This is a genomic window from Nocardia sp. NBC_00881 (genome assembly GCF_045207455.1).
Taxonomy (GTDB): Bacteria; Actinomycetota; Actinomycetes; order Mycobacteriales; family Mycobacteriaceae; genus Nocardia.
Genome location: NZ_CP108798.1, coordinates 5,073,450 through 5,093,321, shown reverse-complemented (window position 1 = coordinate 5,093,321; position 19,872 = coordinate 5,073,450). Strand labels below are relative to the sequence as shown.

General features: G+C 67.7%; 21 protein-coding genes. 10 read left to right on the top strand and 11 right to left on the bottom strand.

What is annotated here, in order from left to right; translation table 11 throughout:
• Window positions 1–141 precede the first annotated feature (141 nt).
• Both OH799_RS21545 and purU read left to right on the top strand, forming a co-directional pair.
• Window positions 142–705, top strand: a complete 564-nt coding sequence (locus tag OH799_RS21545; RefSeq protein ID WP_406266948.1) for a GNAT family N-acetyltransferase — start codon at window positions 142–144, stop codon at window positions 703–705.
• A gap of 245 nt (window positions 706–950) precedes the next feature.
• Complete coding sequence (gene purU / locus OH799_RS21540) at window positions 951–1,841, top strand: formyltetrahydrofolate deformylase (protein WP_357260011.1); 891 nt, start codon at window positions 951–953, stop codon at window positions 1,839–1,841.
• 33 nt (window positions 1,842–1,874) lie between these two features.
• Here purU and OH799_RS21535 read toward each other — a convergent pair whose 3' ends face one another.
• The 5 genes from OH799_RS21535 to OH799_RS21515 form a co-directional block, all read right to left on the bottom strand.
• Complete coding sequence (locus OH799_RS21535; RefSeq protein WP_406266945.1) at window positions 1,875–2,918, bottom strand: alpha/beta fold hydrolase; 1,044 nt, start codon at window positions 2,916–2,918, stop codon at window positions 1,875–1,877.
• A gap of 93 nt (window positions 2,919–3,011) precedes the next feature.
• A complete protein-coding gene (locus tag OH799_RS21530; protein WP_327110458.1) occupies window positions 3,012–3,302 on the bottom strand; it encodes a DUF2516 family protein in 291 nt (96 codons plus the stop codon).
• Window positions 3,303–3,382: 80 nt separating this feature from the next.
• Entirely contained in the window at window positions 3,383–4,042 is a 660-nt protein-coding gene (locus OH799_RS21525) for a heparin-binding hemagglutinin (RefSeq protein ID WP_406266942.1), read from the bottom strand.
• Complete coding sequence (locus OH799_RS21520; RefSeq protein WP_406266939.1) at window positions 4,039–4,545, bottom strand: helix-turn-helix domain-containing protein; 507 nt, start codon at window positions 4,543–4,545, stop codon at window positions 4,039–4,041. Before OH799_RS21520 ends, OH799_RS21525 begins: the two co-directional genes overlap by 4 nt.
• 104 nt (window positions 4,546–4,649) lie before the next feature.
• A complete protein-coding gene (locus tag OH799_RS21515) occupies window positions 4,650–5,984 on the bottom strand; it encodes a DUF445 family protein (RefSeq protein WP_357260023.1) in 1,335 nt (444 codons plus the stop codon).
• Window positions 5,985–6,233: 249 nt separating this feature from the next.
• Here OH799_RS21515 and OH799_RS21510 point away from each other — a divergent pair, with 249 nt between their 5' ends.
• The 3 genes from OH799_RS21510 to OH799_RS21500 all read left to right on the top strand — a co-directional run bounded on the left by OH799_RS21510 (window position 6,234) and on the right by OH799_RS21500 (window position 10,066).
• Window positions 6,234–6,902 carry a TetR/AcrR family transcriptional regulator gene (locus OH799_RS21510; protein WP_406266936.1) on the top strand — a complete coding sequence of 223 codons (669 nt, stop codon included), beginning with the start codon at window positions 6,234–6,236 and terminating at the stop codon, window positions 6,900–6,902.
• Window positions 6,903–7,360: 458 nt separating this feature from the next.
• On the top strand, window positions 7,361–8,779 hold the full coding sequence (locus tag OH799_RS21505; protein ID WP_406266934.1) for an ABC1 kinase family protein: 1,419 nt from the start codon (window positions 7,361–7,363) through the stop codon (window positions 8,777–8,779).
• 36 nt (window positions 8,780–8,815) lie between these two features.
• The gene (locus OH799_RS21500; RefSeq protein WP_406266931.1) at window positions 8,816–10,066 is read left to right on the top strand and encodes a saccharopine dehydrogenase family protein; all 1,251 of its coding nucleotides are present in this window, start codon (window positions 8,816–8,818) and stop codon (window positions 10,064–10,066) included.
• A gap of 108 nt (window positions 10,067–10,174) precedes the next feature.
• On the opposite strand, the gene OH799_RS21495 is transcribed toward OH799_RS21500, so the two are convergent.
• A complete protein-coding gene (locus OH799_RS21495) occupies window positions 10,175–10,891 on the bottom strand; it encodes a DUF2993 domain-containing protein (protein WP_406266928.1) in 717 nt (238 codons plus the stop codon).
• Between the two features lie 99 nt (window positions 10,892–10,990).
• Here OH799_RS21495 and OH799_RS21490 point away from each other — a divergent pair, with 99 nt between their 5' ends.
• A complete protein-coding gene (locus OH799_RS21490) occupies window positions 10,991–11,599 on the top strand; it encodes a hypothetical protein (RefSeq protein ID WP_406266925.1) in 609 nt (202 codons plus the stop codon).
• Between the two features lie 12 nt (window positions 11,600–11,611).
• On the opposite strand, the gene OH799_RS21485 is transcribed toward OH799_RS21490, so the two are convergent.
• The 3 genes from OH799_RS21485 to OH799_RS21475 all read right to left on the bottom strand — a co-directional run bounded on the left by OH799_RS21485 (window position 11,612) and on the right by OH799_RS21475 (window position 13,639).
• Window positions 11,612–12,418: a class I SAM-dependent methyltransferase gene (locus OH799_RS21485; RefSeq protein WP_406266922.1), complete on the bottom strand. Its 807-nt coding sequence runs from the start codon at window positions 12,416–12,418 to the stop codon at window positions 11,612–11,614.
• Entirely contained in the window at window positions 12,388–12,909 is a 522-nt protein-coding gene (locus OH799_RS21480) for a DUF2505 domain-containing protein (protein WP_357260043.1), read from the bottom strand. Before OH799_RS21480 ends, OH799_RS21485 begins: the two co-directional genes overlap by 31 nt.
• Window positions 12,910–13,153: 244 nt before the next feature.
• Window positions 13,154–13,639 carry a DUF2505 domain-containing protein gene (locus tag OH799_RS21475; protein WP_406266918.1) on the bottom strand — a complete coding sequence of 162 codons (486 nt, stop codon included), beginning with the start codon at window positions 13,637–13,639 and terminating at the stop codon, window positions 13,154–13,156.
• A 39-nt stretch (window positions 13,640–13,678) separates the two neighbouring features.
• Here OH799_RS21475 and OH799_RS21470 point away from each other — a divergent pair, with 39 nt between their 5' ends.
• Together OH799_RS21470 and OH799_RS21465 are read left to right on the top strand one after the other, a co-directional pair.
• On the top strand, window positions 13,679–14,758 hold the full coding sequence (locus OH799_RS21470) for a UDP-N-acetylmuramate dehydrogenase (RefSeq protein ID WP_406282357.1): 1,080 nt from the start codon (window positions 13,679–13,681) through the stop codon (window positions 14,756–14,758).
• An 85-nt stretch (window positions 14,759–14,843) separates the two neighbouring features.
• Window positions 14,844–16,064, top strand: coding sequence for an Ig-like domain-containing protein (locus tag OH799_RS21465; protein ID WP_406282353.1), 1,221 nt, complete (start codon window positions 14,844–14,846; stop codon window positions 16,062–16,064).
• Window positions 16,065–16,144: 80 nt separating this feature from the next.
• Here the strand turns inward: OH799_RS21465 and mscL are convergent, their stop codons facing one another.
• A complete protein-coding gene (gene mscL, locus OH799_RS21460; protein WP_406266916.1) occupies window positions 16,145–16,588 on the bottom strand; it encodes a large conductance mechanosensitive channel protein MscL in 444 nt (147 codons plus the stop codon).
• 141 nt (window positions 16,589–16,729) lie between these two features.
• On the bottom strand, window positions 16,730–17,464 hold the full coding sequence (locus OH799_RS21455; protein WP_406266914.1) for an SDR family NAD(P)-dependent oxidoreductase: 735 nt from the start codon (window positions 17,462–17,464) through the stop codon (window positions 16,730–16,732).
• Window positions 17,465–17,535: 71 nt separating this feature from the next.
• On the opposite strand from OH799_RS21455, the gene OH799_RS21450 reads away from it, so the two are divergent.
• Complete coding sequence (locus OH799_RS21450; protein ID WP_406266911.1) at window positions 17,536–18,357, top strand: alpha/beta fold hydrolase; 822 nt, start codon at window positions 17,536–17,538, stop codon at window positions 18,355–18,357.
• 75 nt (window positions 18,358–18,432) lie between these two features.
• Window positions 18,433–19,869 (top strand): D-inositol-3-phosphate glycosyltransferase, encoded by a 1,437-nt coding sequence (mshA, locus tag OH799_RS21445; RefSeq protein ID WP_406266908.1) that lies wholly within the window; start codon window positions 18,433–18,435, stop codon window positions 19,867–19,869.
• Window positions 19,870–19,872 lie beyond the last annotated feature (3 nt).

Below are 19,872 nucleotides of genomic sequence, written 5' to 3'. Positions count from 1 at the left end.
GCATACCACGGCGAATTCCATTGCGCGCCTCCGCCGCTTCCCGCACACTCGTAACTGGTTGGCGATTCGACGATAGTGACGCCCCGGTCGAGGCGACTAACGTGTGCAGATGAGCCCAACTTCGTTCGGGAGGAGACGACCGTGCTGATCCGTCGCGAACGCGCTGACGACGCTACTGCGATCGCGGCAGTGCACCGCAGCGCGTTCGCACCGCGATACGCGGACCGCGTCGATGTCGGCGATTCGCCGCCCGTGCCCGTCGACGACCGCAGCGCGGACCCGCCCGAGGTGGACCTGATCGCCCGCCTGCGCAGCGACGAGGGTTGGATCCCTACTCTCTCGATGGTGGCGATCGAGCACGACCTCGTGATCGGTCACCTGTGCCTGACCAGGGCAGCGGTCGGCCCGTTTCCGGTACTGGCGCTCGGCCCGATCGGGGTACTCGCCGATCATCAGCGCGGCGGTGTCGGCTCAGCGCTCATGCACGCGGCCCTCGGCGCCGCCGACGCACTCGACGAGCCGTTGATCGGCGTGCTCGGCAGCCCGGAGTTCTACCCGCGCTTCGGCTTCGTTCCCGCGGCGCGGGTCGGTATCGCCCCTGACGAGCCCGCTTGGATCACCCACTTCCAGGTACGAGCGCTGTCTGCCTACGACGCGCAGATCGTCGGCGAATTCCGTTATACCGGACCGTTTTACGAGCTCTGACCCTCGGCATCGTCCGGACATTCGGCGCCTGCGCCGTTCGTCGCGCCGACTCCGGCGCAGGTAGAGAGCCTTGAATAGGTATCAAGGGTGTTTGCCGACACGCGAGTGAGGTATTGAACACCCAACTCGACCCCGCACCGCATCGGCCCACTCCGGCTTCCGAGCGTAGCGAGATCGGGCAATGCCCGCGCGGCCGAAGACACAGGCGCGGCAAACCCTACAGAGCCACCTGGGAGGATGAACCTATGAGTTCAGCTCCACCCGTCCAGGACGACCGCCGCTATGTGCTGACCCTGGGCTGCCCGGACCGTCCCGGGGTCATCGCAGGAATCACCTCGTTCATCGCCGAGTTCGGCGGGTCGATCGTGGAGGCGGGCTACCACTCCGACCCCGACACCGGCTGGTTCTTCACCCGGCAGGCGATCAGGGCCGCCACGGTGCCGTTCGGTCTCGGGGAACTGCGCGACCGGTTCGCCGGGGCTGCTGCCGGTCTCGGTCCGGAGACCGAATGGCAGCTGCTCGACTCCGTAGAGCGGCGTCGCGCCGTCCTGCTGGTCAGCAAGGATGGACACTGCTTGCACGATCTGCTCGGACGCGCCGCGAGCGGCGAGCTGCCCGCCACGATCGAGGCGGTGATCGGCAACCATCCGGATCTGGCGGCAATGGCCGAGGCGCACGGCGTGAAGTTCCATCATGTGCCGTTCCCCAGGGACCCGGCTGAGCGCGGGCCCGCGTTCGAGGAGGTGCGCGCGCTGGTGGACGCGCATGACCCGCACGCGGTGGTGCTCGCCCGCTTCATGCAGGTGCTGCCCGCCGAGTTGTGCGAACACTGGGCGGGTAAGGCGATCAACATCCACCACAGCTTCCTGCCCTCGTTCGTCGGCGCCCGGCCGTATCACCAGGCGTTCGCCCGCGGCGTGAAGCTGATCGGTGCGACCTGCCACTATGTGACCCCGGAACTGGACGCGGGCCCGATCATCGAGCAGGACGTCATCCGCATCGATCACGCCGATGAGGTCCGCGACATGGTCCGTCAGGGTCGCGATATCGAGCGCGTCGTGCTGGCCCGTGGACTGCGCTGGCATCTGGAAGGGCGCGTACTGGTCCATGGCCGCCGGACGGTCGTCTTTTCCTGAACGTCGAACACCGAAGCTCGTGGTCGGTCGCGGTCAGCCTGCGATGTCGGCCTGGGTGGACTTTCGCACGGCCGCGAGTAGCCGCGCGAGTTCCTCGTTGAACCGTTCATAGGCCTCGACATTGCCGAGATGGCCGGTCGGTAGTACCTGGTAGCGCACGGAACTGCCGGTCGCTCTGAGCATTTCCACGATCCGCTGGGAGTGGACCGGCGGCGTCATGTCGTCGAACTCGCCGGCGAGCACGGTGGTGGGCACCACCAGGAGGCGCGCCGACTCGCCGACGTCCATTGTGGCGAGCAGGAAGCCGAACTTCGAGCGCACCCGCACACCACACGAACGCACGATTGCCATGCTGAACTCCACCACGTCGCCCTTGGCCGCGGTGCTCATGATCTGGCGCGCGAACAGCCAGCGCATCGGCGCTATGGGCGGGAAGAACATCGGGGCGCCGAGGCCGAACCTGCCGAACAGGAACGGCAGCGGCACCTTCAGTTGCAGCAGTCGCAGTGGCCGGTTCAGCAGCGGAACGACGGTGGTCTCGAGGATCAACCGGTCCGGCGCGGTGTTGGTCAGGAGCGCCGCGAGCGCTTGTTTCGAGACCCGGTCGGGGTAGCGTCCCGCCCACGCTTGCAAGGTCATGCCGCCGAGGCTGTGTCCGACGAGTACGGCCCGCTGTCCGGGCGCGAGCGCGGCATCGAGCACCGCGGCCAGATCGTCGGCCAGTAGGTCAATGCTCAGCTCGCTGGAGCCGTACTCGCTCTCGCCGTGACCGCGCTGGTCGTAGGCGATTACGCGGTAGTCGCCCGCGAAGGCGTTGATCTGCGGATTCCAGTATTCGAGGCAGCAGGTCCAGCCGTGGATCAACACGATGACCGTGCGGTCCGCCGAACCATAGGCGTGTACCCGGAGCCGGGCGCCGTCTCGGGTGCGAATGGGGATCACTTCGTGCGCGACGGTCGGCGGGTTCAGCGCCGCGGTCTGGTACGTGCGGGAACGCAGGTCGGCACGGTGTGCGTCGCGCAGGTCCCGGAGCAGGCCCGGGAGGTTCGCCAACGCGGTCGGCAACATGGCACGCATCGGACACTCCTTTGTGTTACTGCTAGATACAGTAAACCCGATTCGCGCCACTTGCCAGTGCAAGCACCGGAGGAGTTCTCCGGAACTACCGTTCTACCAGCGCGGACCTCGCTGTACCTCGTCCACTCTCGGTCGCACGTCGGCCAGGTAGACCCCGGTGGCGATGATCGCGGCGAAGGAAAGCAGGCCGAGACCCGCGGGTGAGAGGAGTAGCACGAGCATGGCCACCCCCAGAATCGCCAGCCAGATCGGTTTGGTCAGTTTGTCCACCGCGGTAAATGCGTCCGGACGCTGACGCACGGCGTGGATCAGCGCGAAAATCGTCGCACCGAGCGCGGCCAGCCACAGCGCCAGCAGGATCATCCCGGTCAGTCCGTGCACCATGTTCACCCCCTCATGATAGAAGCAACGCCCCCGCACATCAGGGTGTGCGAGGGCGTTGGAACGGGATCGTCCGTGGGAATTCAGTCCGTCTTCGGCGCGGCCTTCTTCGCCGGAGCCTTCTTGGCCGCGGGGGCCTTCTTGGCTGGAGCCTTCTTCGGCGCGCCGTTCGCGGTGGGGCCGGGGGTGGACTCGGTGGTCACCTCGACGACCTCAGCCTCGACGACCGAGTCGTCCTCGGTGTCGGCTGCGGCCTTGCCGGGGCGGCCGAGCAGGCCGTTGACGCGCTCGAGCACGTCCTCGGCGCGGCTCACCGCGTCGCCGTAGAGGGTCTCGACCTTGCCGATCCGGTCCTCCACCAGGTGGCTGGCGCGCACCCGCTCGACAGTCTCCTCGCCGCGCACGGCGAGGTCGGAGTAGATGTCGAGCACCTGGCGGTAGTACTTCTCGGCCAGCGCGCGCAGCTCCTCGGCGGTGAACTTCTCGCGCAGCTCGGCCAGGTCCTCCGGCAGCTCGGAAGGGAGGCCGGCGAGCCGCTCACGCAGCGACTCGAACTGAGTCTGCACGTCGGCGGGCACGGTGGCGAAGCGCTCGCGCGCCTCCTCCACCCGAGCCTGTACCTCGCCCGCGGCCGCACGCTCGCGCACCTGCGCGACGACGTCGTTGACCGCGGCGTAGAGGGCGTCACCCGCGCCGACAGTGGCGAGGAGTGGCTTGGTTACGGTGGCGTTCTTCTCGGTCATGGTGTTTCGTTCTCCTGGCGTGGCGGAGTGTTGGTTGTCGTGAGCGGAACGTCGCTGTCCCATTCATCCCCCCTTGCCTCGTTTCCTCCGTTTTCCCGGCGAAACGATTCAAAGATTTCCAGCAGCACCTGCTTCTGCCGCTCGCTGATCGACGTGTCGGCAAGCAGGGCATCCCGGACCGGACTGTGCGGCCGCTGCTCGAGATAGCCAGCCCGTACGTACAAGACCTCCGAGGACACCCGCAGTGCCTTGGCGATCTGCGTGAGTACTTCGGCGGACGGATTGCGCAATCCGCGCTCGATCTGACTGAGGTACGGATTGCTCACCCCCGCCAGCTGGGCGAGTTGGCGTAGCGAAACTTGCGCGGCTTCTCGCTGCGCCCTGATGAAGCCTCCGATGTCGTGCGCCGCGGTGGCTACGCGACCCCCTCGTTCTCCGGCGCCGGACGATCGCTCGTCCGAACTGCCGGTGTACTCGGCGGAAACCTCGGGCTGGTCTGCCATCACTCACCTTCTGGCGGTTGTACGGGTTCGATTCTAGGACAGCGTGCTAGCTATTGCAAGCACCCTGTTAGCACGTCATCGGCAAACGTCCGGCCGCTACAGGGTCAGCCGCCGAACATCAGATGGGAAGTCGTGTAGATCACCAGTCCGGCAAGCGAGCCGACCACTGTGCCGTTGATTCGGATGAATTGCAGATCCCGGCCGACCTGCAATTCGATCTTCTTGCTCGCTTCCTCTGCATCCCACCTGGCGACCGTGTCGGTGACCAAGGTGCTGATTTCACCCGCATAGTTTTCCACCAAGTAGCGAGCGCCGCGATCGATCCAGCCGTCCACGTTCGCGCGCATGTCAGCATCGTCGCGCAACCGCTCACCGAGCTGTTGGACGTTCTCGGCGACCTTACGCCGCAGCGTGCTGTTCGGATCGTCGGCCGACTCCAGGATGAGGCGCTTGGCCGCACGCCAGGTGGCCTTGGCCATCCCCGTGATTTCCTCGCGGCCCATGATCTGGGCCTTGATCCGCTCCGCCTTCTTGATCATGGCATCGTCGTGTTGCAGGTCGTCGGCGAACTCCTCGAGGAACCGATTCGCCGCGAGGCGCACCTCGTGCTCCGGGTCGGCGCGGATCTTCCAGGTGAACTCGACGAGTTCCCGGTAGATCCGTTCAGAAAGCAGGATGTTGACGAATTTCGGTGCCCATTGCGGCGCGTCCCGCAAAACGATCCGGTCGATTGTCTCCTGCGAGCCGAGCGCCCACTGGTGCGCACGCTCGGCAAGCATGTCCAGCAGTGGCAGCTGGCGGTTGTCGGCGAGCAGCTCGGCGAGCACCCGCCCGATCGGCGGACCCCACAGCGGCTCGGCGATCCGCTTGACAATGGTGTGGTCGATGACCTGCTCCACGTCCTCGTCGCGCAGCACTCCGACCACCGCGCGCAGAATCGTGGAGCTCTCCTGCGCCACCCGGGCGGCATGGTCGGGATCGGCCATCCAGCGCCCGACCCGCCAGGAGACCTGTGCGGAGTTCACCTTGGCCGAAACCACCTCCGGCGCCAGGAAGTTGGTGCCGACGAAGGTACCAAGGCTGGCGCCGAGCTGGTCTTTCTTCTTCCGGATGATCGCAGTGTGCGGGATGGGCAGGCCGAGCGGATGCCGGAACAGCGCGGTCACCGCGAACCAGTCCGCCAGCGCGCCGACCATGCCCGCCTCCGAGGCGGCCCGCAGGTAACCGACCCAGTCACCGCCCGCGCCACGCGATTCCGTCCACCGGCAGAACAGGTAGATCGCCGTGGCCAGCGCGAGCATGCCGGTGGCGAGAGCCTTCATTCGCCACAGGTCGCGACGTTTGGCGGCCTCGTCGAGCACGGCGGCGAAGCCGAGAGGGGCGGCGGCAGGTGCGGCGGTGGTGTCCAGAACCGCAGGTTCGCCGGGAGCTTTCTGCATGCCTTCCATTCTGCTGCGCCGAACGGGCGGCGAGTTCGTGCGCAAATGTCGCGCGGCGAGTTCGGATCGTCGCGCCGAACGTGTGGTCCCTGCCGCATCCGGCGCCAAACGCGCATATCACCGGTTGCCGGGACCTAAGCTGGTAGGCGGCCGGACCGGTTACGAACGAGGGAGCCCACGCTGTCCACCGAAGACCTTGTCGACATCGGCGACCACGCCGAGCTACCGTCGGCGGTGCGCGGCGGCCGGATGGACGGCCGCAAGCGCCGGTGGCGGCAACACAAGATCGATCGTCGCGAGGAACTCGTCGACGGTACGCTCGCCGCGGTCCGCGCCCGCGGCAGCAACGCGGGCATGGATGAGATCGCCGCCGAGATCGGCGTCTCCAAGACCGTGCTCTACCGCTACTTCTCCGACAAGAACGACTTGGTCCACGCGACCATGCAGCGGTTCATCGAGACCACGCTGATGCCGAAGGTGTACGGCGCGATCAGCCTGGAAGCCGACGAGTACCAGCTGGTCCGCTCGGCATTGGCCGAGTACGTCGGCACCGTCGACGAGGATCCCGAGGTCTACCGCTTCATCATGGGCAACGGTTCGGCCGACCAGTCCTCGCTCGCGGAGTTCGAGAAGCTGTTCGCCGAGGTGGTGTGCACGGTTATCACCGATCGCGCGCGGGAACGCGGCATCAGGACCGAGGGCGCTGCGCTGGCGTCGTATGTGCTGGTCGGCGGTATCCAGCTGGCGACGCATTGGTGGACGACGAACAAGTCGCTGGCTCGCGAGGACGTGATCGACTACCTGACGATGCTGGCCTGGAGCGCCATCGAGGGGATGGCACGCGCGGGCGGCTCGCCCGAGGTGTTCAACGCGCAGCCGCACGTGCTGCCGACCCCGGATTCGACCGCAGGGGCCTGACTCGCCCGCCTCCGGGCTGTTCGCCCTGGTGCTAGCTGGACTGCTTGCTGAAGTTTACCTGCGCGTTCGACTTTGCTGAAACGTTGGCTAGTCTGAACCCCGAGCGGTGCGCCGAGTGCGCTGCGTCACGGCCCGCGCCAGTACTCGATGGCGGTCTGCGCGGGACGGTACGTGGTCACGCAAGCTACCGCCTGCGCGTCCGTCGCTCCGAGCAGTATCGGATGGCGGTCTGCGCGGGACGCTATGTGGTCACGCAAGCTACCGCCTGCGCGTCCGTCGCTCCGAGCAGTATCGGATGGCGGTCTGCGCGGGACGCTATGTGGTCACGCAAGCTACCGCCTGCGCGTCCGTCGCTCCGAGCAGTATCGGATGGCGGTCTGCGCGGGACGCTATGTGGTCACGCAAGCTACCGCCTGCGCGTCCGTCGCTCCGACCGCGGCACCAACGGAGGTACCTCGATGGCGAAGCAAGTACCGACCTCTCGGCTTGCTCGTGGCACCAAGCTGGGTGCGGTCGCAGCTGGTTCGGTCCTTCGCGCGCAACGCGCGCGGCTGACCATGCGGGGCAGATCAGAGGCCGTCCGGGCGAAAATGGCCGAGGAATCCATGCTTCGCACCATCGAGCAGGTGGTCATGGTGCTGGGCACCATGAAGGGTGTGGCGATGAAGCTCGGGCAGATGATGTCGGTGCTCGATCTCGATCTTGTTCCCGAGGATCACCGGGAGCGATTCCAGAAGCGGCTGGCCGTGCTACGCAATGCGGCGCCGACGGTCTCATTCGAAGCCATGCGCCAAGTGATCGAGGAGGACTTGGGCAGACCGCTGGAGGCGGTGTTCACCGAGTTCGAATCCGAACCGGTCGCTGCCGCCTCGATCGGTCAGGTGTATCGGGCGCGGCTGCACGACGGCAGACAGGTCGCGGTGAAGGTGCAGTACCCAGGCATCGACGTTGCGGTACGCGCGGATCTGAAGAACCTCGCAATGTTCCGACGCGTGTTGCAGTCCGCGATGCCGTGGGTGACGCCCGCCGTGCTGGAGGAGCTACGGCTGAATATGGAGAGTGAGCTCGACTACCTGGCCGAGGCCGCCACCCAGCTGCAGATCGCCGAGCTATACGCCAGCCATCCGTTCATCGTGGTGCCGCGTTCGCTGACGGAACTCAGCACCACACGGGTACTGGTCGCCGAGTATGTGGAGGGCAAGGGCTTCGAGGAGATCCGGCAGCTGCCCGCCGCCGAACGCAACCGGATCGGCGAGATCATCTACCGGTTCTACGTCGGTTCACTGTTCACGTTCAATGAGTTCTGTGGCGACCCGCATCCGGGAAATGTCCTGCTAGCCGCGGACGGCCGGGTCGGCTTCCTGGATTTCGGGTTGTTCAACCGAATGGATCCCGAGCACGTGCGGTTCGAGCTGATCTGCCTGCGCGCCGCGGCGGAGGACCGCGCCGAAGACCTGCGGCGGTTGATGATCGAGCGCGGTGTGATCGATTCTCCGCAGGAGATCGGCGCCGAGGAGTGCCTGGAGTATGTGCTCGCCGCCTCGGAGTGGTGTCTGATCGACGAGGAGCTGACGATTACGCCGGAGCTGGCCAGCGGCGCGTTCCTGCTCGCGGTGGACCCCAGGGCCAGCGAGTTCGCCGGCATGAAACAGCAGAACCTGCCGCCGGAGCATTTGTTCTCCCGCCGTGCCGACTTCCTGACCTTCGGCATGCTCGGTCAGCTCGGGTGCACAGCGAACTGGCATCGCATCTCCAGGGAGTGGCTCTACGACGAGCCGCCGGTCACCGGACTCGGCGTGGCGCATCACGCCTGGCTGGCCGACCATCCGCCCGTCGCGCCGAAACGGCCGCGGGCGCGGAAGAAGACCACAAAGTAGCCGCCTTCAGGCGACACGACCGCAGAACGGAAGACTATGGCAGACACCCGGGAATTCGACCTCGTCCTGTTCGGCGCGACCGGTTTCGTCGGCGCGCTCACCGCCGAGTACCTCACCGGCGCCGCGCCGGAATCCGCGCGCATCGCGCTGGCGGGCAGGTCGCTGGACAAGCTCACCGCGGTCCGTGCCGAACTCGGCCCGAAGGCCGCCGACTGGGGTCTGGTGGTGGCCGACTCGACGGACCGAACCGCGCTCGATGAGCTGGCCGCACGCACCAAGGTTGTCGTCACCACTGTCGGCCCCTACCTGCGCTACGGGATCCCGCTGGTCGCGGCATGCGCGAAGGCCGGGACCCATTACGCCGACCTCTCCGGTGAACCGCTGTTCATCCGCGACGCCATCGACGGCTATCACGAGCAGGCCGTCGAGACCGGCGCTAAGATCGTGAATTCCTGTGGCTACGACTCGATTCCGTCCGACCTCAGTGTCTACCAGCTCTACCGACGCTCCATCGACGACAACACCGGCGAGCTCACCGACACCACGCTGGTGGCCTCGCTCAAGGGCGGGGTCAGCGGCGGCACCATCGATTCCGGTCGCGCCATGATGGAGGCCATCGCGGCCGACCCGGCCAAGGGCTCGGTGCTGTCGCACCCGTATTCGCTGAGCCCGGACAAGTCGATGGATCCGGATGTGGGCCGCCAGTCCGATCAGGCGCTCTCGCGGGCGAACGTCATCGACCCGAGCCTCGACGGCTGGGTGAGCACCTTCGTCATGGCCGCGCACAACACCAAGATCGTGCGCCGCACCAACGGGCTGCTCGGGTGGGTATATGGCAAGAACTTCCGCTACCGCGAGGTGATGAGCGCGGGGAAGTCGCGGGTGGCGCCGTTGGTGGCGGCGGGCATGGCGGGCGGCATCGTGGCGACGATGACGGCGGGCGCACTGCTTTCGCGAGCCTCCGCGGGCCGCAAGCTGCTCGACCGGGTGCTGCCCAAGCCGGGCACCGGGCCGAGTGAAGAGGAACGCAACAGCGGCTGGTTCAGCATGAAGACGTTCGCGCACACCACCTCGGGCGCCAAGTACGTGGCAACTTTCTCCGGCAGTGGCGACCCGGGGTACCAGGCCACCGCGGTGCTGCTCGGCCAGAGCGGTCTGTGCCTGGCATTCGACACCGACAGCCAACCCGCCCTCGCGGGCATCCTGACTCCGGCCGCCGCGATGGGTGACGCACTCACCGACCGGCTCCGCGCAGCAGGAATGACCATCACGGTCGAACGCGCCTGAGGGTCGCCCACGCCACCGAGTGGCACAACCCCGGGCGGGTCTACCCGCAGTCGGTCAGCCGCAGCGGTGTGCCACTCCTGGGACGCGCGATGTGTTTGCGGGAGTGGTTCAGCACCGCACGTCGGAGTTGTTGTCGGCAGCCGGCAGCTCGGTGCGCCCGCCCGCGAGCTTGACGGCGATGCCGGAGTCGGTGACCTCTACCTCGGTCGGTTGCAGGCCGAGCGGGTAACTTTGCAGGCTCTGGGTGAACACGTCGACGATGCCCTGGACCAGATCGGCGGGCACACCCACGCCGAGCAGCTCCGCCGACATCGTCTCCACCTGCACCACCCCGTTCTGGATTTGCGGCTTCACCTGGAGTTCGGCTAGCCCGCCGAGCACCTTCAGGCTGATCGTGCCCGTGCTCGCCGAGGAACTCACGCCACTGACCAGGCCGCCGAGCGTCTCCTGGATGCCCTCGTTGTTCCAGGTGACATCGGCGGAGGAACTGTTGATCACGCCGCCGCCTCGGGCGACATCGACGTCGCGGAAGACGGCGTGGACCACCATCCCGACCGCGGGGCCGAATTTGGTGTCGGCGCTGTTCACCCGCACCGAGGGCACCTTGCCGTCGATCCAGGTGATCAGCATCGGCTTGGGGCCGAAGCGCACGTCGATCTTCGACCCCATCTCCTTCTCGAATTGCGAGCTGATGCACCGCGAGACCATGTGCCTGGCGTATACCTCGCCGCCGACCAGCACCGTGGCGAGCAGAGTCGCTACCACGATCAGCGCGATCAGCAGGGCCCGCCGGTTGATCGTCATCTTGGACGGAGAGTTCGTCATGGCCCCGATTCTTCACGACCTTTCTGTGCCGCCTCTGTGGGCGCGTTGAGGTGTTCGAATGTGATATGTGACACAGAAGTCGGGCGTAGTCTGGTGCGCATGGCTGGCGATGCGGCGGCCCGCGCGATCGAATCCGCGGAGCAGGGATGGCGGGTTCTGCGGCGATGGGCGGGTCGGCACGCCGGTTTCTTCACCACCAGGCAGGTGCTACGCACCGGGTGCGCGGCGCGGGTGCGTGTCGGGCTGGGCGACGGGTCGGTGACCAGGGCCGGGGTGGGTCTGCTGCGGCTGGCCGGCTGGCCCGACGGCCCGCTCGACGAATACGCGATGTGGGCGGCCTGGTTCGACGGGGGCGCGGCCGTCACCCATCAGAGTGCGGCTGAACTGCACGGCCTCGGGCGGCTGCGCCCGAGGTTCTTGCACCTGTCGGTGCGAGCGGGTCGCCTGCCCGTGGCGCCGCGGCTGGTGGTCCTGCGCCGCTCGCTGGTCGGCGCCGACGTGGAATCGGCGGGGCCATTCCTGGTGACAACCCCCGTGCGCACGGTGCTCGATCTGGCGGAAGCCGATATCGCGCAGACCGCGCTGGACGAGGTGGTCGCCGACGCGGTCGCCATCCACCGTTGTGCCGGCGAGGAGATCCGGGAGGCCGGGACGCGGCTGCCGCCGCGCGCGGCGACGAGGCTGTATCGGGCGCTCGCGGTGGCGTGAAGGTCTGTCGCGTCAGCCGGTGGCGGTTGGTTCCACGGCCCACCACGGCACCGAGAGCACGTTGTCGCGCAGGCGGCGGCGGTAGCGGCGAACCGGGAAACCCTCCGCACGCAAGAACTCCGCGGCCGCACGCCAGCGGACCCGCGGACCGAAGGGTGCCAGCGGCGCGGCTCTGGCCCACGCGCGGTCCGCGGCGGCCAGCAGGGCGTGCACCGGCTCGCCAGGAATATTGCGGTGGATCAGCACCTTCGGAAGACGTTCGGCGATGTCGGAGGGTCGCTCGACTGTGAACGGGTCCCAGGCCAGCGTGAGCGAGCGCGGGCCTGCGCGGTCCACCAGGACCCACGCGCAGCGGCGACCGAGTTCGTCGCAGGTGCCGTCGACCAGCAGGCCGTCCGGTGCCAGCCCGGAGCGGATCGTCGACCAGGCGTCCGGCACGGCCGCTTCCGGATACTGGCGCAGCACGTTGAACGCGCGCACCAAAACCGGTCGCAGCCCGGCCAATTCGAATCCGCCACGTGCGAAGGCGACGCCGTCGCGGCTGGGCACCACCCGCTGCGGGTCGATCTCCAGCCCGACCACTCGCACGTCGGCGCGGACTCTCCGCAGCCGCGCGGCCAGCTCGAACGTGGTCCACGGGCTCGCACCGTAACCGAGGTCGACCACCAGCGGATCTGCCGTGTCGCGAAGCCGGGTGGTGACCAGCTCGTCGTGGATCAGCCAGCGGTCGCTGCGGCGCAGCCGGTTGACTCCGGTGGTGCCGCGGGTGATGGTGCCGACCGGTTTGGTCAGCTGGTGGGGTGGCGTTCTTCCAGCCACTGAACGGTGAACTCGGCCTCGGCGCGGAACAGGTCGACCAGGTTGACCAGGATCAGCTGCTCCAAACGCGGGCCGACCATCGGGATGAACACCTTCGCCTCCGAGGAGAAACGCATGGTGCAACCGGTTTCGGTGGGGAAAAGACGGATCGTGCCGGTGAGGCTGCCCGGCCCGGCCGGAATGGACGCCGAATACTTGCCGGTGATCTCGTCCGGTCCGTACGGACCGTAGGTCTCCTTGCGGGTGATCACCATGTCCTTGCGCATGACCGTCTGCGCGATCTCGGGCAGCATGTCGCGGGGCAGGATGTGATGCAGTTCGAGCTCGATGCCGCCGTCGCCGGGCTCCAACCTGACAACCTCGTTGCCGGGCGAGTACTTCCGCATCTCCATCATCCGCGCGTCCCAGTAGTCGCGGTTCGACAGCGCCGCGTACAGCTCTTTTGTGGTGTGCAGCGGGTAGCGGGCTGAATAGTCCAGTCGGCGTGCCATGGGTTCACACGTTACTGGGTGCGGTAGCGGATACCTCTACGCGCCATCGCGGTCATGACCCCGCCTCGCCGGCACTCGACTCCGTCATGACCGCGATCGCGGCTGTGCTTGTTTTCGCGCGCTGCGCTCGCGCGGGAGGCGATGCGAAAGGAGGCCGCCTGAGTGTGGCGCCACCCGGTCAGGCGGCCCGGCCGCGGGAACGGCGGACCATCCGGCCCGCCGGGCGGACGCTCACCGGCCGGAATCAGTGCGACGCGAGCCAGTTGTTGGTGAACTCTTCCTCGTTCTTCAGCAGCTCGGTGAGGTGCTCGGCGATCGCGGTCTCGATCTTGCCTCCGAACAGCGGGATCTTCACCTCGATGGTGCCGTTGGTCGTGGCGGTGGCGCCGGAGCCGTCGGCGGCCAGCGTGATGGTGCCGCGCACCTCGGCGGGCGCGCCCTCGACGCGGGCCTCGAAGGTGGCCGAGTCGCCGGTCCAGTGCTCGATGCGCGGAATGATCAGGTCGCCGGGGCGCACCGCGGTGATCGCGGCAGGCAGCAGCTCGGCGGCGATGGCCTGCACCAGCTCGGCCCGCACCTGGTCACCGCTGACCGTGACCGACTCCAGCCGGGCATTGGGCCCGCCGACCTCCGCGACGCGGTCCTTCCAGTACTGATCGTTCGCGAAGGCCGCGCGCACGGCGGCGAGGGAATGCGAGTAGCGGGCCGTGTACGCGAGCGGTGTAGCCATGGTCGGACACGCTACCGTCTGGCTGTGCGAACTTCACGGGTGGTGCTCTCGGATCTCCTTGCCGACACCGGTGCGCGGCTGCGCGACTCGGTGCGGCTCGCGGAGCTGACCACGCTGCGGGTGGGCGGGCCCGCGACCATTGCCGAATGCGCGACGACCGAAGCGCTGATCGCGACGGTGCGCGCGCTCGACGCGGCGGGTGTCCCCGTGCTGCTGCTCGCCGGTGGCTCCAATCTCCTCATCGGCGACGACGGCTTCGACGGCGTGGTGGTCCGGGTAGTGACGACCAGGGTCGAGATCGGCGCAGACGGTGTGATCGCCGAGGCGGGGGCGAACTGGGACGAGGTGGTGCGCGCGACGGTCGCCGCGGGATTCGGCGGACTGGAGTGCCTGTCCGGCATCCCCGGTTCGGCGGGTGCGACGCCGGTGCAGAATGTGGGCGCCTACGGAGCCGAGGTCGCGCACCTGCTGCGCCGGGTGCGCCTCCTGGACCGGGCCGGCGGCGAGATCCGCTGGGTAGCTCCGGAAGAGCTCGGATTCGGCTACCGCACCAGTGTGCTGAAGCACCGCGACGACGCCGTGGTGCTCGCGGTGGATTTCGGGCTGCGCACCGACGGATCGAGCGTGCCACTGCGTTACGGCGAGCTCGCCGCCACCCTCGGCGCTGCCGACGGGGAGTCCTGGCCTGCGGCGCAGGTGCGGGATGCGGTGCTGCGACTGCGCGCAGGCAAGGGGATGGTGCTCGACCCCGTCGACCACGACACCTGGAGTGCGGGCTCGTTCTTCACCAACCCAGTGGTCGCCGCGGACCGGGTGGCGCAGGTACGGGCCGCGATCGCCGCCCATGTGGGTGACGTCACGGTGCCGACTTACCCGGCTCGGGACGGGGTCAAGTTCTCCGCGGGCTGGCTGATCGAGCGAGCTGGTTTCGCGAAGGGCTTCCCCGGTGCCGACGGACCCGCTCGGCTGTCGACAAAACATTCGCTGGCACTGACCAATCGCGGCGGCGCCAGTGCCGCCGATCTGGTGGCGTTGGCCAGGACTGTGCGCGACGGTGTCGCCGAGCGGTTCGGCATCCGGCTGGAGCCGGAACCGGTCACGGTCGGCATCACGCTGTAGCTCCGGGTGCAACGGACGCCACATCCTTCGGTAGCCGGTCCGGCAGCGCGCCACGCGTAGATTCGAAGAAGTGAGCAACCGTTCCATGATTCTCCGACCGGTTGCCGCGGTGTCGGTTGTGCTCCTCGTGGTTGTCGCCTTGGTAGCCGGATGCGCGATCGACCGCGGCGGCGAGTCGGCTCGCGGCGCCGGTCCGATCGCCAAGACGACGTTGGCCCCCGCCGACGACACCGAGAACGTCAACCCGACCGCGCCGGTCGCGGTGACGGTCAGTGACGGCACGATCGACCAGGTCGCGCTGACCAATGCCGCGGGCAAGCAGGTCAGCGGCCAACTCGCGGCGGACCGGCACAGCTACACGATCACCGAGCCGCTCGGCTACGACGCCACCTACACCTGGTCGGGCACCGCTGTCGGGACCGATGGCAAGCCGATCCCGATCGACGGCTCGTTCCGTACGCTCGCGCCGAAGAATACGATTCCCGCGACCGTCAACATCGGGGACAACCAAGAGGTCGGCATCGCGGCGCCGATCATTGTGCAGTTCAAGACGTCGGTGCAGAACAAGGCCGCCGTGGAGAAGGCGCTCACCATCACCACCGACCCGCCTACCGAGGGCGCGTGGGCCTGGTTCCCGGACGACAACGGCTCGCGGCTGCACTGGCGTCCGAGGAACTATTGGGTGCCGGGCACCACGGTGCATGTCTCGGCGAAGCTCTACGGGCTCGACCTGGGCAACGGCAATTACGGGTATTCCGATCTGACCTCGGACTTCCGCATCGGGCGCAGCCAGATCGTGAAGGCAACCGCCCCGAGTCACCGCATGCAGGTGGTCCGCGACGGAAAGACGGTTTTCGATTTCGCGGTCAGCTACGGCGAGGGCAACGAGCCGCGCAATGTCACCAGGTCCGGCGTCCACGTGGTCACCGAGAAATATGAAGACTTCATGATGTCGAATCCGCCGTTCTATACCAACGTGCGCGAACGCTGGGCCGTCCGCATTTCCAACAACGGCGAATTCATTCACGCCAATCCGGAATCGCTGTCGGCGCAGGGTTCGGCGAACGTCACCAACGGCTGTATCAATCTGTCGCCCGGTGATGCCCAGGCCTTCTTCCCGACGGCGCTCTACGGTGACCCGGTCGAGGTGACTGGCACCTCGATCCCGCTTTCGGCCGCCGACGGAGACCTCTACGACTGGACCATCGACTGGAACACCTGGAAGAGCATGTCGGCCCTGCAGGGCCAGCCGTCGGCCGTCGTGTCGGCGACTCCGGTGCCGCCCCAGCCGGCGGGCGGTCGCTGACGGCCCGACTGGGCGTGGGGAGGTCCGCTGGGCATCGACCGGCGCAGGCCGGCCCGGCGCCGGTGAGCTCGGCTGATGCGCTAGCGGACGTGCGAGTCCTTCTCTTCGATCCGGCGGTCGGCGGCACGTTCTGCGCGCACCGCTTCGTGGCGTTCGGCGAGCAGGTCGCGGATCTCGATCAACAGCTCGGTCTCGGTCGGCTCGGCCGCCTTGGTGGTGCCGAAGCGGTTCTTGATCGTCTTCATCGGCAGGATCAGCACGAAATAGAGCACGGCGGCGACCATGACGAAGTCGATGGCCGCCGTGATGATCGGGCCGATGGCGATGAAAGTGGCCGGTTTGTCGGAAATCAGCTGAACGCCGAGGCCGAGTTCGTTCGTGCTACCGAACACCGCGAGCAGGGGATTGACGATCCCTTTCGTCACCGAGGTGACGATTGAGGTGAACGCGGTACCCATGACGACAGCGACCGCGAGATCGATGACGTTCCCGCGCATCAGGAACTCTTTGAATCCCCTGAACATAAGCTGAACAGCTCCCATCCGATGTACTTCGCTTGGCACGCATCGGATGCTAATGGGTGGTGCCGATCAGCGAAGCCTCAGAAACTGGCGGTCGGACACCGTACCAATACCGGACGATTCGCTTCAGCTATAACTCTCGGGCTAGTTGCGGCGAGCGAATCGGCCCGCCTCCGCTTGGTCGCGCGGCTTGATGATGATCTGGTCCAGATTGACGTGCGGAGGCCGCGACGCGACGAAGCCGATGACCTCCGCGATGTCCTGCGCGACCAGCGGGTCGATACCTTCGTACACCTTCGCCGCGCGTTCGTCGTCACCGCCGAAGCGGACCAGCGAGAACTCGGTTTCCACTGCGCCGGGGGCGATTTCGGTCAGACGCACCGGCTGGCCGAGCAACTCGCCGCGTAGCGTGCGATGCAGCACGGCTTGGGCGTGCTTGGCGGAGGTGTAGCCGGAGCCGTTGTCGTAAGCGGTGAACGCGGCCACCGACGTGACCGTGACGATCAGCCCGTCGCCGGAGGCGATCAGCTTGGGCAGCAGGGCTTTCGTGACGCGCAGCGTTCCGAGCACGTTGGTCTCCCACATCCAGCGCCAGTCGTCCAGGTCGGCCTCGGCGACCGTGGCGAGGCCCTTGGCGCCGCCCGCATTGTTGACCAGCACGTCGGCGCGCTCGACCGCCTCGGTGAACGCCCGCACCGACTCATCCGAGGTGACGTCGAGTGCCAATGCGGTGCCACCGATTTCGTCGGCGAGGCGCTGCAGGCGGTCCAGCCTGCGCGCGCCGATGTAGACGTGGTAGCCCTGTTCGGCCAGCTCCCGGGCGGTGGCCTCGCCGATACCCGAGCTGGCCCCGGTGACGACGGCGGTGCGAGTACTCATGCTCCGATCTTAGGTGCGGGGTGTTTGCCAGGCTCGACGCTGTCGCCGGGATCACCGCTAGCCTGAGTGCCATGGCTATTCGGGACGCGCTCAGTGCGGACGGAACGAACATCGTCTACCGGGCCGGCGGCCCGGCCGACGCCCGGCCACTGGTGCTGTTGCACGGCTGGTCGGCGAATCTGCGCTGCTGGGGCTCCGCCGCCGACGACCTCGCCGCGCGGTTCCGGGTGATTGCGGTCGACCTGCGCGGCCACGGCTACTCCGACGTGCCCGCTGTGGGATATGACGATCCGAAGAACTGGGCCGGCGACGTCGCGGCGGTGCTGGCGGCCGAGGGCATCGAGTCGGGAGCCGTGCTGCTCGGCTGGTCCTATGGCGGCATCGTGCTATCGGACTATCTGACCGCCTATGGCACCGGGGCCGTCGCGGGCGTCGTCTACACCGGCTCGATGGCGAATATCGGTCGTGATGTGCCCGGGGCGGCGACCGGCATCGCCATGGAGCAGGCGATACCCGGCGTTTTCGAGGAGAGTGCGGGCCGTGCGGTGCGCGCGTTCGGGGCGTTCGGCAATGCGAACACCGGGCCGGGTGCGGACAAAGGCGTCGACGCGCAGCGACTGTTCGGCGCCAGCCTTGCGACGCCGCCCGCGGTGCGCAAGGCACTGTTCTATCGGACCGTCGACAACACCGAAACGCTCCGCGCGCTGGATATTCCGGTGCTGGTCCTGCACGGCACCGCGGACCAGGTCGTCCCGATCGAGAACGGCCGCTACATCGCCGAGGCGGTCCCGGACGCGCGGGCGTCGTTCTGGGAAGGTGCGCAGCACGGGCTGTTCATCGAGGACCGGCCTCGGTTCGTCGCCGAGGTGAGCGAGTTCGCCGAGAGTTTGTGATCGGGGGCCGGACCTCTGTGATAGCCCTCACTCGGGTGCGGTCGGGTCTCTGAGTCCCGCGATCCAACGTGCACTATGGAGAGTGTGAGTCAGCGCCTGGACCTACGGCCGAACCGTATCGCCGTGCTATCGGTGCACACCTCACCACTCGCCCAGCCGGGGACCGGCGACGCGGGCGGCATGAACGTGTACGTGTTGCAAACCGCGCTTCAGCTGGCCCGACGCGGCACCGAGGTCGAGATCTTCACCCGGGCCACCACCTCGAACATCCCGCCCGTCCAGGAGGCGGCGCCAGGTGTGCTCGTGCGCAATGTGGTGGCCGGCCCGTTCGAGGGGCTGGACAAACACGACCTGCCCACCCAGCTGTGCCCGTTCACCGCGGAGGTGCTGCGTCAGGAGGCCAGGCACCTGCCCGGGTACTACGACCTCGTGCACTCGCACTACTGGTTGTCCGGCCAAGTCGGCTGGCTGGCCAGGGACCGCTGGCGGGTGCCGCTGGTGCACACCGCGCACACGCTGGCGGCGGTGAAGAACGCCGCGCTCGCCGAGGGTGACTGTCCAGAACCCGCGACCCGCGAGATCGGCGAGAAGCAGGTGATCGCGGAGGCCGATCGTCTGGTCGCCAACACTGCCGAGGAAGCCCGGCAGCTGATCGAGCTCTACGGCGCCGCAGCCGACCGGATCGACGTCGTGCCGCCGGGCGCGGACCTGACCCGCTACCGCCCAGGTGGCAAGGCCGCCGCTCGCGCGGCGCTCGGGCTGAGCGCCGACGAGCAGATCGTCGCGTTCGTCGGCCGGATTCAACCGCTGAAGGCTCCGGATGTGCTGGTGCGCGCTGCCGCCGAGGTGCTACGTGCCGACCCGGAACGCAAGCTGCGTGTGCTCATCGTCGGTGGTCCGTCGGGCACCGGGCTCGAGCGGCCCGACGCGCTGATGGAGCTGGCCGCCGACCTGGGCATCGCCGAGCGGGTCACCTTCCTGCCGCCGCAGCCGCCGGACCGGCTGGTGCTGGTCTACCGTGCCGCCGACCTGGTCGCGGTCCCCAGCTACAACGAATCCTTCGGCTTGGTCGCGATCGAGGCACAGGCCAGCGGGACCCCGGTGCTCGCAGCCGACGTCGGTGGTCTCGGCACCGCCGTACGGCACGAGGAATCCGGGCTGCTCGTCCCCGGACATCGCACACCGGACTGGGCGAACGCCCTCGGTTACCTGCTCGGCGAACCCGATCGGCTGCACCGGATGAGCGAGCGCGCCGTCGAGCACGCCGCGAACTTCTCCTGGGCGCACACCGCCGACGGGCTGCTCACCAGCTATTCTGCGGCAATGTCCAGGCTTCCCGGTGATCGCGCCGTACTCGGCCACGCGCACAGTGTTCTGCGGGACGACGGGCAAGATTGCCTGCCCGGCGAACGTGCTGGCCTCAGCGGAGAACGGATGGCCGCCCTGATCGGCGAGAGCAGTCAAGCCAGATCGCGGGCGCTGTGGCGGCGCCGGACGGGGATACGCCGGTGAACG